Raw genomic sequence first — 19,760 nt, 5'->3', positions numbered from 1 at the left:
ATGAAGCTTAAAAGTAATAACAAATATTATATTTTAGGGATTATTCCATTAACTATAATTGTTTTAATATTATCTTTAATCTTGAGTTATGGAAAAGTGTGGATATTTTATCCGATTCTTTTTATAGGAACTTTGGTGATTTATCAATTATTTAAAAAGTTTATTTATTTGCCGAGACCTTTGAAAGAATATACGGATTTAAAACCAATTAATTTGGAGTTACCCATAAAATATGATGTTGAATATTTTAGCTCTAAGGATTTGGACAAGTATTCATTTTTAGTAAGAAATATAGAAATACTTTCCCCCCTTTACATGAAATCAGGAGAAAAATTAAAAGTAGTAATTAGTGAAAATTTGTTAAAAAGTAAAAGCAAAAAGTTTATAAAAATAGCAGTTTGCAGAGAAATAGAAAAATATAGAAGAAAAAGTTTAGTTAAGATTGTTTTAAGTTTTGTAATGCCAGCTTTAATATTAGCAATAGTTATTTTAGGAGGATTAGTATTAAAAATAGAATTATTAGATTATTTTAATCCTATGGTTGCGTACTTTATTTTACCTTTTTTAGTAGTAAGTTGTTCATTAATATATTTGTTTTTTTGGAATAAATATATATCCTATGAAGAAACAAAATTAGATTTGTTTTTAACATCATACTTTAATGTAAATGATGTTGAAAAATATATTAATGAAATTGAAAAATTAGAAGGGAGGGAAGAAAAAACAAAGTATAAGGAATTTAATAATTATTATGCAAATCAGAGGATCAAAAGACTAAGAAATTTAAAATAAGGGGGTATTTTTATGACCATGCATGCGTTGGATTATTTTATGGTTGCACTATTTTTTATTGTTATGTTGATTATTGGTTTTAAATCAGTAACTTCCGTAAAAAGCTCAGAAGATTTTTTCGTAGGTGGTGGGAAAATACCTTGGTGGCTATCTGGAATTTCTCATCATGTATCAGGATATTCAGGAGTTGTATTTGTAGGATATGCAGGTATTGCATATACTCATGGAATATCTATTTATTTTTGGTGGGGTGTTAATATTGCTATTGCCATGGTTCTAGGAGCAATTTTAATAGCCCCTAGATGGCCACGTTTAAGAAAGGCTTTAGGAATTCAATCTCCTACAGAATATTTAAAAATGCGTTATAATACTGCAGCACAATTAATTATAGCAATTTCCGGAGTAGTTGTAAAGCTTTTAGATGTAGGTGCTAAATGGGCATCTATGGGAATTTTATTATATGGATTTACAGGATTACCTATTTGGATTGGTATTATAGTATCTAGTTTAGTATCTTTAGTATATATTGCTATTGGAGGATTAATTGCAGACCTTTGGACAGATTTTGCGCAGTTTGTAGTACAAATTATAGCAGGTTTAGTATTATTTATTGGAGTTATATCTCATTTAAGTGAATATGGACTTAATTTCTTTAGTGTATTTTCTGAGTTACCTGAAGCAAATACAGCGATATTTAATGCAGGAAGAGGACAAGGTTCCTTATCATGGACTCTACTTTATTTCTTTGTAATATTCTTTAGCTATAGTGGTGGGACATGGAATCTTGCAGCAAGATTTATTTCAACACCTAATGACAAAGAAGCTAAAAAATCAGCTTATCTATCTGCAGCACTTTATTTAGTATGGCCATTTATCTTATTTTTCCCAATGTGGTGTGGACCACTTATTTTCCCAGGTTTAACTCAAGCAGAAGCAGAAGCAAACTTATATGCTATGTTAACAAATGAATTTTTACCTGTTGGATTAGTAGGATTAGTTCTTGCTTCTATGTTTGCAAACACATTATCTATGTGTACTTCAGATGCAAATACAATTTCTTCTGTTTTAACTCGTGATGTTCTTCCAATTTTTAAACCTGAATTAAAAAATATGACAGAGAAAAAATCCTTATATTATGCTCGTATAACTACAATTGCATTTACTTCATTAACTATTTTAGTAGCATTATTTAGAGATCAACTTGGTGGAGTAACTGGATTGATTCTATCATGGTTTGCAGCTTTATTAGGTCCTACAGCTATTCCTCTACTTTTTGGATTATTACCTCAATTTAAATATTCAGATGCAAAAGCAGCTATTATTTCTATGCTTGGAGGATTAGGAGTATTTGCTCTAACCAAGATGGGATTAAAATTAGAAGCTGATGTTGCATTAATTGCACCCCTTGCTGTATCATTTATTTTATTTGCAGGTATAGGATTATTAAACAAATATGTATTAGGATATAAAGTGCCTGATGAAATAGAAGATTTAATGGTAAAATTAGATAATTAAGAAAATATAAAGAAAGAACTGATGGTAATGCAAAAAGATGAAATTTTAAATTTTTATATTTCACAAATACAAGATAATTTCATGCCTTACTGGAGACAGTTTGAGGATAAAGAAAATGGTGGAATATTAAATTGCATTAATAATTTTGGGGATAAAAAATTAAGTAATAATAAATTTACTTGGTCTCAAGGAAGATATTTATGGATACTTGGTAAAATTTATGATTTAAATCAAAAAAATATTTTCCCTAAGATTGATAATGAAAGTATAAAAGTTCAAATGGATAAAACATATAATTTTATTACTAGATATTCCATCTATGATTCTAAATGTTGTTACTTATTAGACGAATTTGGGAATAAATTAGTTGATGAGAAAACTAAGAGATATGATGCAAGTATTTTTGCAGATTGTTTTGCATTAATTGGCATGGCACAATATGTTAAATCATTAAATAAAAAGGAATTAGTAGAAGAAGTAACAGCTTTATATAATAGTATTACAGAACGTATTAAACAAAATGATTTTCTAACCCAGCCTTATCCTATTCCAGAAGGTTATAAAGTTCATTCTATTCCAATGATTATGTTAAATACTACCTATGAATATATAAAGATGCTTCAAAAGTTAGGTCTTGATTATAAAAAAGAGATAGAATACGGCCTTAAGCAAATTAATACTATATTAGAAGATTTTTGTTGTAATGATTTGATACGGGAATATATATCTATAGATGATAATTATGAAACATATTTACTAGATAGACATATTAATCCTGGACATACTTTAGAGGATATGTGGTTTATCATAGAATTTTTAAGAGAATTTGGGGATTTAAATAAATATATTTCTAAAATTGTTAGAATTTCTAAAAAAACTTTTAAATTGGGATGGGATAAGGAATATGGCGGATTACTTCGATTTGTAGACAAGGATGGAACAGCTCCCCATGGAGTATTCCAAAATAGTGATTATGAACTATTAATTAGAGACACTCATGATATGAAGCTGTGGTGGCCCCATTCTGAAATACTCTATTTATTTCTTTTACTTTACGAACTTACAAATGACGAAGAAATGATAAAACTTTATGAAAAATCTTTTGAATATGTATTTAATACATTTCCAAATAAGGAAATAGGAGAATGGATACAAATTAGAAAAAGGGATGGTACTCCAGAAGATAAATTAGTAGCATTACCAGTTAAGGATCCATTTCATATTTTAAGAAACTTTATAAAAATTATTGAGCTATATGAAAGTTGAGGGGAAAATATGAAACTAGGAATATCAAAAATAAAAATAACTCCTCAAAATCCAGTACGCTTGTGCGGGTATGCAACTCGCACAAGCAATTTTGAAGAAGTTAAAGAGGATATTTATATAAGAATACATGCTTACAATAAAGATAATAAGGATATATTATTTATTTACGGAGATTTACTTTGGTGGGGTTCTGATTTTGTTAAAAATATAAAATCTGATTTAATTAAAAAATTTCCTCTAGAAAAAAATAATATTTTTTTTATAGCTTCTCATAATCATTCTGGACCGCCTACAAGCAATCTTTTTACCAGCCCCTTAGAAACTTATGATAAAAAATATAGTGAATTTTTAAAACAAAAGGTTGTAGAAGGCATAAAAAAAGCATTAGAAAATATGGAAGAAGTTACGGGGGAAATATATTATGGAAAATCTAATTTAAACGTTTTTAGGAGGGTAATAGTTGATGGAAAGGTTACTATGGCTCCTAATTACGATATAGAAGTAGATAGAAATTTAACAATTGTAGGATTATATAGAAAAGATCATACTTTAAAGGGTTTAATAATTCATTATCCATGTCATGCAAATATTTCTAATGAAAATTATATACAACCAGATTATCCTGGAGTAGCTCTTAGAATGTTAGATGAAAAGTTTCCAAGTAGTGTATCTATATTTTTACAAGGATGTACAGCGGATATAAGACCTAATTTTGTATTAGGGAACAAATTTGTATCTGGTACTTACAAAGAAGTTATAAAATTTGCAACATCATTTTATGAAGATTGTTGCAAAACTTTAAAAACAGACCCCTTATTATTAGATTTTAATTTAAAAACATCTAAAAAAGAAGTGATTTTATATGAAGAAAATTTAAAAACTTTAGATGAAATAATATTAATGTTAAAGTCAGAAGTAGAAGTTGAAAGAGAATGGGCTAAAAAAGTTTTAGAAAAAGATAATAGAAATTATGAAATTATGGAAATAAATAAAATAGATTTTGCAGATAAAATTTCTTTTTTAACATTTAATGCTGAAGTTTCCCAATATTATTCTAAGTTTGCAAAATCTCTTGATAAAAATATTATTTCTATGGCGTATACGAATGGAATGATTGGATATATTTGCACAAAAAAACAAATATCAGAAGGGGGATATGAACCAGAGGGTTCAGCATTATATTTTGCATTATCGGGAACTTATAAACCAGAAATAGAAGAAAAAATTCATAATAATATAAAAAAATTAATTAGAGGTGAATAAAATGAAATCAGGATTAGTAATGGACGCTTATTATAAAGAAGTAATAGGTATTATTACTGATATTCATGAAAATGAAAAGGAAAGAATTATTGAAGTAGCTAAAGTAGTTGCAAATCACGTAAAACAAGATAAATTACTCTATATTTGGGGACCTGGAGGACACTCTAATCTTGCTGCAATGGAAATATTTTTCCGTGCAGGTGGACTTATGCATGTTAACGCAATTTTAAATACAGACACTATGTTAAGTGTTGGAGCATTAAAATCCATGCAAACAGAGAGATTGCCAGGATATGGAAGAATAGTAGTAAACGATTATAATATAGGAGAAGGAGATTTATTTATTGTTGCAAATGCATATGGTATTAACTCTGCAACAATTGATGCAGCGTTACAAGCAAAAGAAAATGGAGCAACAGTAATAGGAATTAGCTCTCATGAACATGCCAATAATTGTCCTAAAGACCATGTGGCTCGTCATCCTTCAAAGAAAAATTTACATGAAATAGTTGATTATACCATAGACTGTAAAGTTAAAGTAGGAGACGCTGTAATAAAATTGCCTGATTTTGAACAAAAGATAGGAGCATTAAGTACTTTTGCTAATGCATATGTATTAAATTGCGTAGTAATTGAAGCTATTAATATTATGGTAGATGAAGGAATAAAACCACCAGTTTGGATGAGTGGAAATGCTCCTGGTGGAGATGAGTGGAATAATAAGTTTATGCACAGATTTAGAGATAAGATAAGGATGTTGTGATATGAAAAAAATATTATTTAAAAATGCCAATATTATTACTCCTACAGGTATTACAAAGGGAGAAGTATTAGTTTGTGATAAAAATATTGAAAAAGTAGTATTTAATAAAACAATAGAAGATTCAGCTGATGAAATAATAGATGTTGAAGGAAAATATTTATCTCCAGGATTTATTGATATTCACACTCATGGAGCAGGAAATGCGGATTTTATGGATGGAGATATAGATAGCATTTATCAAGCATGTAAAGCTCACATGCTTCATGGGACAACTTCTATTGTACCTACAACTATTACAAGTACGAAAGAGTCCTTGCTTCATGTAGTAAGTCTTTTTAATCAACTTGATTTACAAAAAGAAGGCTTTCCTAATATTTTAGGACTTCATTTAGAAGGGCCATATTTTGCATATAGCCAAAAAGGAGCACAAGACCCTAAATATTTAAGAAATCCAGATAAAAGTGAATATGAAGAAGTATTAAATGCAACAGATAGAATTATTAGATGGTCCTTTGCAGTAGAGTTAGAAGGGTCTAGGGAGTTTTTAAATACATTAAGAGAACATAATATAATTAGTTCCTTAGCTCATTCCGATGCAACCTGTGAAGAAGTAATCAGAGCTTATGAAAATGGCTTATCTGCATTAACCCATTTCTATTCTGCCATGTCTACTGTAACACGTAAAAATGCTTATAGAGTAGCAGGAGCAGTAGAAGCTGGATATTTACTAGATGATTTATATGTTGAAGTAATTGCTGATGGAAAGCATTTACCAAAGGAATTACTTCAGCTTATATATAAGGTAAAAGGTTCAGATAGAATATGTTTAGTAACAGATTCTATGAGAGCAGCAGGAATGCCTGATGGAGAATATATATTAGGTAGTAAAGAAAAAGGAATGAAGGTTATTGTTGAAGATAATGTAGCAAAGTTAATGGATAGAAGTGCTTTTGCAGGTAGTGTAGCAACTACTGATAGACTTGTTAAAACTTTTTATGAATTAACCCCAGCACCTTTATATGAAGTAGTAAAAATGATGTCTTTAACTCCTGCAAAATTACTTAATATAGACAAAAATAAAGGTTCCATTGCTCCCAATAAAGATGCTGATTTATTAATATTTGATAAAAATATAAATATTGAAATGGTTATGGTTATGGGGAAAATTAATTATATGAAATAACTTATTTGTTTTAAAATAAAAGAGTAAATATACCAAAAAGTAGGTGTATTTACTCTTTTTATGATGTAGATAAGCTTATAGCTGAATAGATTTTAAAATATTGTAAAATCATAATAGATTAGGATATAATAAAAAAAGGACTTAAAAAGTACGGAGGGATAAAATGGAAGATGATAGATATGAAATTAAATTAGAAGAATATACTGATGGACCTCCAATACTTTCAGTTTCTAAAAAAGAAATAAATATAGAAATTATTTATTCTAGTGTGTACACGGGAGCTATAAAGCTAAAAAATATAGGGAAAGGAGAACTTAAAGGTAGAATTTTTTCTAGAAAAGGATATACTCAGTTTATTCCAAGTCAATGGGTAGGAAATGAACAAGTTATAATATATCGTATAGATACTAAGGATATGGCATGGGGAAATACATATGAAGATATCTGGTTTATAGAATCTAATGGGGGAGAAGAAGAAGTTTCAGTTTTTATGTATATTAAAGAACCAACATTAATACTAAATGAAAAAGATAGTATATCTACATTAGAAGATTTTTCTAAATTAGCTAAAGAAAATTGGGATATGGCAAAAGAAATATTTTTTTCGCCTAAATTTTATATATGGCTTGAACAATATAAAAAATTATCATGGGAAAAATTATATAATAAACTTATTTTAACTTCTACTAATAGAGATTGGGCATTAGAATATTTTTTAAGATTAACAGGTTATAAAGAAAAGGCAATTATAGAAGTTATTAATTTAGACAATAATTTTAATACAGAAATTATAATACAAAAAAAAGGATGGGGCTTTGTAGAATTTAATATAGAAAATAATCTAGAGTGGGTTAATTTTTATAAAACTCATTTTACTAGTGAAGATTTTATAAAGAATCAATTAATAGTTTATTATAAAATTTTAAAGAATAAAATACCCTCTCAAAAAAGTGTAGGATATATTTATATTGTATGCGAAGATGAAAAAATTCCTTATAAAATTTATGCAAAAAAAGAAGATATTTTTGAGATTAGTTTTTCAAAAAAAATATATAATAAAAGAGACAGTGGAACATTAATTATCAAAAATAGAAGTGGAGAAGATGCTAAGGTAAAAATAATTCCTAGAGAAAAATTTATAAAATTTGAAGCTAAAAGATATTTAATATCTAAAAAAGCAGAGATACCTTTTATAATTTATTTAAAGAATTGGAATATGAGAATTTTAGGGAAAAAACCATATTATGAATTAATGCTTACAATAAGTATTAATACTAAAAAATATAAGTTTAAAGAAAACTATATCATAAAAGTTAATGCAATTAGCTAGTGAGGGAAATAAAATGATAGAATACAAAAAAACTTTAATAAAAGCCGTATCCTATTGGTTAATTGGTCAGCAGTACAATAATAGAGGAAAAGATTATTTTATAAAAGCTTTAGATTTATTAGATAAAATTAATATAGAAGACCCAACGGATATAAAAGTTTTCTTAGCTAGAATTCAATTAAATATTAATTTAGAAAGATATGAAAAAGCTAATAATATGATAAAAATTTTATTGCAATATAAAAAATATTTTAAAGAAAATGATAAAATAATTTTAGGGATTTTATATTATTTAAAAATATTATTAGATTATTATACGGGAAGACATATATTTATACAAAGTAGTATTAGAGTTTTTGATGAATGTCTAAAAGTAGAAAATGCAGGAATATTATTTTTTTTAAAGGCTAAAATAGAAAAAGAATTATTTGAAGATGAAAAAAATGAAATAAAATACTACTATGAAGCATTTAAACATGGTTTTAGAAGTCCATTTTTATATTTAGAGATGTATTCTATCTTTATTCTAAATCCTTCTTATTTTTATTCTATGCAAGATGTACTTAAATACATATTTATATATTCCATAAAATATAAAATTATAAATAAAGAAAGTATGCTTTTATTTACAAATTGGATGCTTCAATTTAAAGATAATACAAAAATCCCTATATCATATATAAAAGATATTTATAATAAATGGGATACAAATGAACTTTTAAATCTATTATGTAAAGCTTGTATAAAACAAAATAAGAAAGATAAAGAAGCATTTAAAGTTTATGAAAGCGCAATAAAAAGACAACTTTTTATAAAAAATTTATATTTAAATTATTTAGAAACTGCCAAAAATCTTAACATAAATGATATTCCTTTATCTATTATACAGTCTGCATTAATAAAAGAAAATTTAAGTGAAGATTTAAAAGCTTATATTTATTCAATTATATGTACTAATGAACAATATAAAGTTCTTTTTAAAATAAATTATAAAAAAATTTTATACTTTGGAGAAAATGCATTAAAAAAGAATAAAAAAGGTAAATATTACATAGATATTTATTTCAAACTTCTTGAAAAAAATCCCAATAATTATTTGTTCAAACAAGTAGTTTTTGATCATTTGTTTTTATATGAAATAAGTATTAATTCTCCATTTATTAAGTATATTTGGGTTATGGAAAATGAAAAAGAAAATATGACTACATATACAGTTACTGGTAATACTTTATATATAGAAGCGGCTTCTTCTAAAGAGTCAGATTTAACTATTCTTTGCTTAGGAAATAGGCAAAAAAAAATTTATTCTAAGGAATATATCATAGTAAAAAAATTAATAAAAGAAATTCCAATAGAAATTTTATTACAATATTATGATGAAGGATATAAGAATCCTAATCTTCTTATAATGCTTACAAAACATTTTATATATGAAATAGAACAAAATAAAAGCATATCTAATATATATAAGAAAGTTGAAAAAATTATTTTAGAATGTTTAGAAAATAATATTATATCTAATGAATTTAGAATAAGGGCTTCTACTGCTTTAGGAAGCTTATTTATTAGGAGCGCTAATCTAGAAAAGGCAGCCCTTTATTTTAAATCTTTAAATCCAAATAATTTAAATATATTACAAATACAAGAGGGAATAAGGTCTTTTATTAAAATTAATGAAATTAATTTAGCTATAGCATGGGCTAAAAAATTACCTAAAATTGAAAATGATATATGTTTTGAATTAGTTAAAAAGTCTATTAGTTTAGAAATAAAAGACTTTTTTATTATAAATAAAAGTTATGAATTACTTTTAAATGGAAAATATGATATATTTATATTAAATTATGTTATAAATAATTATGAAGGAAGTTTAAAAGATTGGTATAAATTAAGGGATATAGTAATTTCTTTAGAAAAATCAACTTTTTATATAGATAAAAAAATATTAGAAAAAGGCATATGGGTTCATGGATTAGATGAAAAATTAGAGCAAGTATTTCAAAGTCTTTATGAAAAAGAACCTAATTCTCCACTTATAGAAAAGTTTGTAGTTTATTGTTGTTATGAAATTTTAGTAAATAAAAAAATAGTTAATAAAAAAACTTTAGAACCATTAGAAAGCATATTTAAAAAAACAAAAAATATGATACTAGGAACAGCTTTACTACAAGTTTATTCAAAATTATCAAATGATGTTAAGGATAAAAAAGAAATTATATACCCTATCTTTTCATGGATGAAAAAAAATCAATTTATTTTACCAATTATTAAAGAAAAGCAAGACAAATTCCCTTATTTTTCGTATATAGAGGAGAATATTCCATTTATACATTATACAACAGAGAAAAAAGAAGTTAATTTTTGCTATAAAATATCAGGTTTTCCTCTAATTAAAAAAAGAATGTATCATGTGGCTTTTAATTTATATGCTACTTGTATAACTTTATTTTATAATGAGAGTATGGAATATTATATTGAAGAAATAGATAAAGAAGGTAATTATGAACTTACAGAAGTTAAAATCTATACAAATAAAGGGAAGAATATAAAAACTTCTCCTCAAAAACTATATGAAAAGTTAAATAATACAATAATTTATTTTGAAGATTTAGAATTTAAAAAAGCAGAAGAAGAATTAGAAAATATAATTTATGAAAATAACGCAAATAATTTAGGATATTTAATATGATAAAAACTAAAAGGAGGAATATTTGTGGGAACTTTAGGATTAGATGTGGAAAGAGGTTTATTTTTAGGAATTGATTTTGGGACAACTAATTCCGTTGTTAGCGTGTATGATTTTAAAGAAGGAGAAGTACATACTATTCCTATTGATGGAAGTAATATTTTTCCTACTGCTATACAGTTTGAAACAGACCCCGAAGACCCTGATAAATTATCTAGAATTTTTGGAATACAAGCAAAAGAAGCTGCTATAATTTATCCTCAAAGTACAGTTTTATCTGTAAAACGTTTTCTTGGAGGAGATGAAAAAATAAAAATTTCAGTTGATGATAAGGAATATGAATTTACTCCAGAACAAATTGCGGGAGAAATCTTAGGATATTTAAAGCAAAAGGCAGATGAATATGTTCAAGAAGAATTAAATATAGCTGGGGAATTTTCAGGATGTGTAATAACAGTACCAGCTAATTCTACAGATAAACAAAAGAAAATGACAAAAGAAGCTGCAAAACTAGCAGGATTTGATGAAGATAATATATATCTTAGATTAGAGCCAGCTGCAGCAGCTATTTCCTATGCAGTAAATGAAAGAAAAAATAAAAAAGTATTAGTTTATGATTTTGGTGGAGGAACTTTTGATGCTTGTATATTAGATATAAAACTTACAGAAGATGATGAACCTAAGATTTCTATTTTAAGTACTTATGGGGATAACTATTTAGGTGGAAACGATATAGATAAAATTATTATGGATATGATTTATGAAGAATTTAAAAAAATGACCAATGAAGAAATTGATTTATTTGATTTTAATGTGGATGATGGAGTTTCAAAAAGACAGAAAAAAACAGCTTTAGTAAGATTAGCACAGGTAGCTAATCAAGCAAAGGAAAGACTTTCCTCAGCTAAATCGACAAAGGTTGTCTTAGCTCCATTTATACAAGAACCTAAAATTATAAATATTAATATGGAAATCACAAGAGAAGCATTTTTAAACCACAAAAGAGTTAATCCTTTAGGAGATTCAGATGAAGTATTTAAAAAAATGGAAGGAAAATCCGTAGAAGATTTAATTGAAAGAACTATGGAGTGTATAGATGAATGCTTAAAAGCAGCTTCTTTAAAAGCAGAAGAAATAGATGAAATATTTTTAGTTGGAGGTTCATCTTCTATTCCGAGAATTAGAGAAAAAATAACAGAAAAATTTAATAAAGAACCTTTTAAATCCAAGATAAGCCCTGCATTAAGCATTTCAAGAGGAGCAGCTTATTATTGTAATATGATTATGATGCCCACTGTAAAAGGACCAGTAGTTCAAGAAAAAACAATTCATCCTTTAGGACTTGAGATATCAGGAAGAAGATTTATGGAAATCGTAAAGAGTGGTATGGATATTCCAAAGGAAGGATTAGTAGTAGAAGCAGAAGAATTACTTATGACAAATTTTGACAATGTAACTAGTATGGCAATAGTTGTATATGAAAATACAAAACCTTCAAAAGAAAAAGGAAAAGTTCAATATGTAACAGAAGAGGGAATGAAAAGACTAGCAGGAACAAGCTTAAGAGGAATTCCTCCTAAAGCAAAAGGAGAAGAAAAAGTAAAAGTAATTTTTAATATAAGTCAAGATAATATGCTTAAAGTAACAGCTAAAAGTATGAGTACAGATGGAGTAGAGACGGAATTATCTGTGGATGATTTATATTAGGCAAAAGGAGGATTTATATGTTAAAAGATTACCCCCCTCTTTTGATAAAATCTAATGAACTGATTAAAGCCTGGAGAAACGTCCTTCAGGCTTTTGACAAATTTAGTAGAGAAACTATAAAAAATTGTTTTTTTCATTTAAAGATGAAAGTAATGCTTAAAATTCTTCATCATCTTAGTGAAGAAAATAAGCTTTCTATATATGATGAAAAGATATTTGAGTATTTTGACGAATTAACAAAATATTATCAGATAACAATAGATTTATTTAATAAAAACAAGAAAAATATCAAAACGGGGAAAGCAAAAGAAATATTAGATGGGATATGTATTGTATTAGCAGCTCAATTAAAACAATTTAGAGAAAATCAAAGATTAAATGAAGGAATAAGTGAAGGCAAATCTGTTGAAAATCCTATAAAAATAGAAAAAGATAAATTTATAACAGAACAAAAAATAAGTATATTAGATGAATTAGATAATATTGAAAGCAGATGGGAAAAGAAAAAAATTAATAAAATTATTATAGAAAATAGAAAAAATATAACAGAAATATCAAAAAATAAAGATGATTATTATAAATTTATAAAATACATATATACTTTATTAATTGAAGATGTAAAAGAAGAATTATATAAATGTTATATAGATAAGTCTAAAAAAGGAATAGAAAAGTTAAATGATTTTCATTTAAGGAAAGCTGCAAATTTTTATTATGAATCTATAAAGCAAGAAAAAGAAAATATAGAAGCTATTATTAAAATTCAGGTTAATGCTTTAGAAGAGGAAATCAAAGAAGAAGCTTATAAACGTGCAGAAGAAGAGATTATACAAAAAATACTTCATACAATAAGAGAAGCTTATCAGCATTTAGGAAAAGAAATAGAAGAGTTAGAAAGTTTCTTTAAAGAAGCAGAAAATCAATCTAGTAAAATAAAATTATATAATTATGAAGAGTTTCAACAATATATTAATAAAAATGGGATGGAAGCCTATATTAATGATGTTAAAGTAAGAAAAAAAATAGGCTTAAATGATGAAAAATTATTAAATTTTTATGAATTATATGAAGAATTTAATGATAAATGGGAAGTTTTTAAAAAAGAAGGAATAAAATACTGGGATAAAATTAATAAAGAATTTATAGAAAATAACGTGACTAAACAGATAAAAAATAATATAGAGATGTCTGAAAAAATATTAAATTTATTTTTAGATTTTGATAAAAAGTATAATAATAAAGAAAAATTACAGTTAAACACTAATTATAGTCCTATAATTGAAGGGATTTCTCAAACAATAAATATAAAAATTGAAAGTCTTAAAGAAAGCATAGAGTTATTTAAGGAACATATAGAGGGATTTTTAAATAACATTAAAAAAGATCTGAAAACTTTTGTAAAAAAATCATATTTAATAGAAGAATCTCATGGGAATTTTATAAATAAAGGATTATCAGAAACTGAAACAAATTATTTAAATGAATTATTAGAACAAGAGATTAAAGATTTTAATGAAAAGTTAATTAAACAACATGAAAAAATAAAGCAAGAAGTAGATAAAAATATTATTAAATTTTTAAAAGAACATTTATTGTTTGAGATAAGCACTTATGAAGAAATACTTCATTATTCTGTTTCTAAACTAAGAGAAGAAAAGGAAGAGATTGTATTAGAATATGTAAAAGATATAGACAATTTAACAGAATCTATAGAAGAAGTGCTTAAGTTTTATAAAATAGAGTTTATTAATCCAACTCCCCATGAAAAATTTAATGGGAAAGAACATGAAGTATTAATGGCAGAAATTAGAGAAGGATTTAAAAAAGGCGAAATTATAAAAACAATGAATAGAGGATATTTATACAATAAACAAATAGTGCTAAAAGCTAATGTTATAGCAGGGAAATAGTGAGGATGAAATATAAATGAGTTGGAAAATTTTCAAAAAAGAAATATCTTCTTTAGATTTTAATGATGAAACAAAATTTATATTAGGAATAGATATGGGGACAAAATCAACTAAAATAGCTTTTTGGAATGTTAATAGAAAACTCCCTGAATTAATTGATATGAGTGGTGGATATGGTAGCCCTTCTATTCCAACAGTTATACAATATATACCAGAGAATAAAGAATGGGTTTATGGAGAATATGCTTTTTTTAATAAGGGATATTTTAATGATATTACTATTTATAATATATTATCAAAATTAGGAACAAAAGAACTTATTGATATTAATGGAAAACCTATTAATATTCCTAGTATTTTAAGTAGATATATTAAAGAAATAATAGAAATGTGTAAAAATATAAATCCAAATGGAGAAGTAGTTGGAATTGTAGTTGCTATACCAGACTATTTTTCTGACGCTGCAAAGGAAGAATTAAAAAGAGCATTTTTTATGGCAGGATTAGATAAAGCATTAATTACTTTTATGAGTTATAGAGAATGTATATTAAGATATTTATATTTTGAAAAAAATTTAATAGAAGAAGAAAAGGTCTTATATGTTGATTATGGTGGAGAGGAAATAAGAGGAGGATTAATTAAGATAAAACCTCAAAATGAATCAAATTTTAAAGGGGAAAATTTATCTTTTTTATTTAATAAAACTTTAGGATTAAATAATATAGATAAACTACTAAAAGAGTTATTTATTAATTTTTATTGTGAAGAAACTAAAATTCTTAAGGATAATATTACAGAGGATATATTAAATCAGATAGAAACCTTTGTTTATCAAAATAAAAATTTATTATTTCAAAATTATTATAAAAAAAATCCTACAAAATTATATTTTAATTTTGCTTATCCTGCTTTCCAGAAAATTATATCTATAGAAGATATGAATAAGTTAATATCTCCTTTTAAAAAAGAGATAAAAAAATTTATTAACAATCTTTTAGATAAAACTATTTATGGTCCTATATCAAAAAAAGAAGTTAATAAAGTCATAGTTGCTGGTGGCGGATTTGAAATGAATTGGGTAAAAGAATTATTTGAAAAAGAGTTTGAGGGAATAGAAGTTATTTATCCTAAACAAACAGAGGGAATTATATCTTTAGGAGCTTGTATAGGGGCCGCTTCTTATTTAGGAATTATAAAAGAAAAAGAAATACATCTAATAGATAAACAAAAGTTAAATATAGATATAGGGATTAAAGCAATTTTTAAAAAAGAAAATAGTTTTATACCTTTGATTGAAAAAAATACATTTTGGTGGGAGATTCCAAAACCTAAAATATTTATTTTAAATTTAAAAGAAAATAATATATTAGAAATACCCCTTTATAAAAGAAATGATAAAGGAGATTTAAAGGAAATTCATACAATAACTTTAAAAAACTTACCCCATAGACCTTCTAGGACAATACGTCTTAAATTTTTAATAAACTTTAAGAATTATAATACTATAGAAGCTACTATAAGCGATTGTGGTTTTGGAGAAATTTTTCCTTCTTCAGGATTTTCAGAAAAATTTGTTATTCCAGTATAAAAATATTTTAAGTGTTTTTTACATATAAGGAGTGATTCAATGAACTGGGAAGAATATAAAAAAGAAATAGAAGAAACAAAAAAAGTTCCAGAAGAATGGTATATATTAGGTATAGATTTAGGAACTACTAATTCTGTTATAAGTTATTGGGATAATAATAATAAAAAGCCAGAAGCAATAGATATAAGCAATGGATTTGGTAAAATTCCACTTCCTTCCGTAGTTCAATATAGAAAAGAAGAAGAGGGAGAAGGAGAATGGGTTATAGGAGAAGAAGCCTATAGATCCATGAAAATATATCCAGATACCACTATTCGTTCAATTAAAAGAAAAATGGGAACTAATGAAAAAATAAAAATTGCAGATAAAGAATATTTACCAGAAGAGATATCAGCTATGATATTAAAAGAATTAGTAAAGCATTGTGAAAATATGAATCCAAATGCAGAAATAGCTGGATGTGTTGTATCGGTTCCATATGATTTTGATGATGCTGCCAAAAAAGCTACTATGAAAGCTTGTGAATTAGCAGGATTAAAAGATAAATTAATTTGTTTAATAGAAGAGCCTAAAGCAGCAGCTCTAGCATATAACTTTAGACATCAATTATCTGAAGATGAAAAAATTATGGTATTTGATTTTGGTGGAGGAACTTTAGATATTACTTTATTCCATGTAGTTGAAAAAGATGATTATCATATAAAACTTCAAGTAATTAGTGAAGGTGGAGAAGCTTATCATGGTGGAGACAATGTTGATGAAGTAATATTAGAACAATGTTATAAATTTATTGAAAATAAAATAAATCAAAAAAAGGAAGATATGACTTTAGAAAATCAAGCAGAACTTGCTATAAGGGCTAGGGAAACAAAAGAAAGATTATCAGGGGTAAAAAGTTTTAGAATACCTTTTACTTTTTGCATTCCTCCATTTGTAGAGCAGATAAATAGAGATCAATTTGAAGATTTAATCCATGATTTTATAGAAAAAACTAGAAAACTAGTATTAAAGTCTTTAAGAGAAGCTTATATAGGTGCTCTACTTCCGGATGATATAGATAGAGTCCTTCTAGAAGGAGGCTCTTCTCAAATGCCTTGGGTTAAAGATATGTTAATAGGAATTTTTAATGATGAAAATAAAATATATGTATCAGAAAGGCCAGCTTTAGACATTTCCTTAGGAGCTACTTATTATGCTGCTATGAAAATGGGGCTTTTAACTCATCCTGATTTACAATCAGAAAAAATGGAAGTAGAATTTGAAGTAACAGTCCCTCACGATATAGGATTAGAAGTAAATCATGGAAATAGAAAATCCTTTTTTACAATGATTAGAAGAGGAACACCTTATTCCTTAGCTAAAAAAAGTCATATTTTTATCTTAAGTGGCAAGAATCCAGAAGATATGACAACTTTAGAATTAAAAATATTAGAACGAATTGATAAAGAAGATACCATAGAAAATTGTAAGTTAATAGGAGAAGTTAAAATACAGGGTTTACCTAAAAGACCTTCAGGGAAAACTAAGTTAAAAGTAACCCTTGGAGTAGAAGAAGAAGGAGGATTGGTAAAAGGAATGGTAGAAGATTTAGGATTTGGAGATATGTATCCTCCTAGTGGTTTTAAAGCAAGTTTTGATCCAAGTAGATTTGATAAAACAGTATTGGAGGGAGAAAAATGAGTTATCTAGGGATAGACTTAGGAACTACTAATTCAGTAGGGATTATATATGATGATAAAACAGATACTACTCAAGTAGTAAAAATAGATGGAGTAGATGAAGTACTTCCTTCTGTTGTAAATTATGGAGAAGAAGGAGTAATAGTAGGAAGTGAAGCTAAAGCAGGAGCTATTATATATCCTGAAACAACAATAATTTCAGTTAAAAGACTTATGGGAAAAACTGAAAAAATAAAAATAGGGAATATGGAAAAGACACCAGAGGAAATAAGCTCAGAAATTCTAAAAAAAATAAAAAAATCTGCAGAAAATCAAGCAGGAGAAATTTTTGATGAAGTAGTAATAACCCATCCAGCTTATTTTAATGATAGACAAATATTCGCAACTAAAAAAGCAGGAGAATTAGCAGGATTTAAAAATGTTCATCTTTTATCAGAACCTTTAGCAGCTGCTATAGAGTATGGATATCGTCAAGGATATGCTCAAACCCTGTTAGTATATGACTTGGGTGGTGGAACCTTTGACGCTTGTGTGCTAAAAGTATCCCAAGATGAAAATGGACAAGAAATATTCCAAGAACTATCTGATGTAGGAGATATGAATCTTGGAGGAGATGATTTTGATAGCGAATTAATAAAACTTATGAAAGAACAGTTTTATAAAGAAACAGGAATAAATTTGGATAATTTAGAAACAACAGAAAAAAAGAGAGTACTCCAAAAATTAAAACAAGAAGCAGAACAAGCAAAAAAGAAACTTTCTGGAACTAATAAGGTAGCTATTAGAATTCATCCTTTATTAATTTATGAAGGAGTACCTAAAAATTTAGTAATGGAATTAAAAAGAGAAGATTTTGAAGCACTTATTAGAAAATATATAGATAGAAGCCGTGAAATAATAGAAGAAGCCTTAAAAAGAGCAGGAAAAGAACCAGATGAAATATCAAAGGTTATTTTAGTAGGTGGTTCAACCCTTATTCCCATGGTAAAACGTATGGTGGCAGGATATATAAAAGAGCCTTATCGTGCAACTGACCCTGCTAAAAGTGTAGCTATGGGTGCAGCTATTTATAACTATCTTATTCATCTGCCAAATAGCAATGTAAAAGTAGGACAAATTACTCGTCAAATTTTTGGAACAGAAGCAGTGGTTAATCTTGGAACTATGGAAAAGAAATTAATTCCAATTATACCTATGGGAAGTCCTATACCAATCAAAATATCAGATAATAATTTTGCTAGTATGTCAGGAGCTTCTTCTGTACAAGTAGACGTATATCAATGGGAGCAAGACCATGAAGAAGATAGGAAATATATAGGAAGTGTTATGCTAGAAGGATTATCTGGCACTACTCAATTAGAAATAACCTATGCTTTAGATAAAAATAATCTATTTGAGGTATTTGTAAAAGATTTATCTACAGGGAAAACAGAAAGAGCAGAATTTGATAGAACTAAAGTTTTACCTCCTCCCAAAAAAGACGCAGCTAAAAAAACTGAAAATATGAATATAGTATTTATAATAGATACAACAGGAAGTATGGATAGTTATATTAATGGGGTAAAAAATAGAGCTATAGAATTTTCTAATATATTAAAAAGTAAAGGAATAGGATTCCAATTAGGACTTATTGGTTTTGGAGATTTAAGAGAAAGAGAAAAACCTAGTGTATATAACTTTACTAATGAAGTAGAAAAGTTTCAAAGACAAGTTAAAAATATTCCAAGAACCTATGGAGGAGATATTCCTGAATCATCTTTAGATGCTATAGAAACAGGTATAGAATTACTTAAAACTTCTAAAGTAGATAAAAAGGGTAAAAATATATTTATACTCATTACAGATGCTCCTCCTCATGTTCCTACAGAAAGTGGTAAATATGTAGCTGAAATATCAGCTATGTTAAGGGAAAATAATATTACAACTTACGTTGTAGCAAGAAAAGATAAAACAAGTATAGAAAGCTATGACCCTTTAACAAAACCAGACGGAAAATATTATGATTTACAAGAAAAATTTACAGATATATTAGATAACATTGCTTTAAGAATTGCAGAATTAGTTCGATTATAAGAGGT

Annotated in this window: 13 protein-coding genes; all 13 read left to right on the top strand. The window is 26.5% G+C overall.

Annotation, left to right across the window (positions count from 1 at the left end):
- Positions 1-792, top strand: a complete 792-nt coding sequence (locus OM90_RS04415; RefSeq protein WP_058485690.1) for a hypothetical protein — start codon at positions 1-3, stop codon at positions 790-792.
- Between the two features lie 12 nt (positions 793-804).
- Positions 805-2,307, top strand: coding sequence for a sodium:solute symporter family protein (locus tag OM90_RS04410; protein WP_058485689.1), 1,503 nt, complete (start codon positions 805-807; stop codon positions 2,305-2,307).
- A gap of 21 nt (positions 2,308-2,328) precedes the next feature.
- Complete coding sequence (locus OM90_RS04405; protein WP_242860861.1) at positions 2,329-3,573, top strand: AGE family epimerase/isomerase; 1,245 nt, start codon at positions 2,329-2,331, stop codon at positions 3,571-3,573.
- Between the two features lie 9 nt (positions 3,574-3,582).
- On the top strand, positions 3,583-4,836 hold the full coding sequence (locus tag OM90_RS04400; RefSeq protein WP_058485688.1) for a neutral/alkaline non-lysosomal ceramidase N-terminal domain-containing protein: 1,254 nt from the start codon (positions 3,583-3,585) through the stop codon (positions 4,834-4,836).
- Between the two features lies 1 nt (position 4,837).
- Entirely contained in the window at positions 4,838-5,599 is a 762-nt protein-coding gene (locus OM90_RS04395; protein ID WP_058485687.1) for a sugar isomerase domain-containing protein, read from the top strand.
- Position 5,600: 1 nt separating this feature from the next.
- Positions 5,601-6,782: an N-acetylglucosamine-6-phosphate deacetylase gene (nagA, locus tag OM90_RS04390; protein ID WP_058485686.1), complete on the top strand. Its 1,182-nt coding sequence runs from the start codon at positions 5,601-5,603 to the stop codon at positions 6,780-6,782.
- A gap of 163 nt (positions 6,783-6,945) precedes the next feature.
- Positions 6,946-8,112, top strand: coding sequence for a DUF5717 family protein (locus OM90_RS04385; protein WP_058485685.1), 1,167 nt, complete (start codon positions 6,946-6,948; stop codon positions 8,110-8,112).
- Positions 8,113-8,125: 13 nt separating this feature from the next.
- Positions 8,126-10,801, top strand: a complete 2,676-nt coding sequence (locus OM90_RS04380) for a DUF5717 family protein (protein ID WP_058485684.1) — start codon at positions 8,126-8,128, stop codon at positions 10,799-10,801.
- Positions 10,802-10,825: 24 nt separating this feature from the next.
- The gene (locus tag OM90_RS04375) at positions 10,826-12,505 is read left to right on the top strand and encodes an Hsp70 family protein (RefSeq protein WP_058485683.1); all 1,680 of its coding nucleotides are present in this window, start codon (positions 10,826-10,828) and stop codon (positions 12,503-12,505) included.
- Between the two features lie 17 nt (positions 12,506-12,522).
- Positions 12,523-14,415: a nucleotide exchange factor GrpE gene (grpE, locus tag OM90_RS04370; RefSeq protein WP_058485682.1), complete on the top strand. Its 1,893-nt coding sequence runs from the start codon at positions 12,523-12,525 to the stop codon at positions 14,413-14,415.
- A 16-nt stretch (positions 14,416-14,431) separates the two neighbouring features.
- Positions 14,432-16,003 carry a DUF5716 family protein gene (locus tag OM90_RS04365; protein WP_058485681.1) on the top strand — a complete coding sequence of 524 codons (1,572 nt, stop codon included), beginning with the start codon at positions 14,432-14,434 and terminating at the stop codon, positions 16,001-16,003.
- 39 nt (positions 16,004-16,042) lie between these two features.
- A complete protein-coding gene (locus tag OM90_RS04360) occupies positions 16,043-17,683 on the top strand; it encodes a DUF5716 family protein (RefSeq protein WP_058485680.1) in 1,641 nt (546 codons plus the stop codon).
- Positions 17,680-19,755, top strand: a complete 2,076-nt coding sequence (locus OM90_RS04355) for an Hsp70 family protein (protein ID WP_058485679.1) — start codon at positions 17,680-17,682, stop codon at positions 19,753-19,755. The genes OM90_RS04360 and OM90_RS04355 overlap by 4 nt, the downstream gene beginning before the upstream one ends.
- Positions 19,756-19,760: the final 5 nt, after the last annotated feature.

Origin of the sequence: Defluviitalea phaphyphila (assembly GCF_001466305.1) — a bacterium.
GTDB classification, from domain to species: Bacteria; Bacillota; Clostridia; order Lachnospirales; family Defluviitaleaceae; genus Defluviitalea_A; species Defluviitalea_A phaphyphila.
The sequence above is the reverse complement of the archived record's forward strand: the minus strand, read 5'-3'. Positions and strand labels throughout refer to the sequence as shown.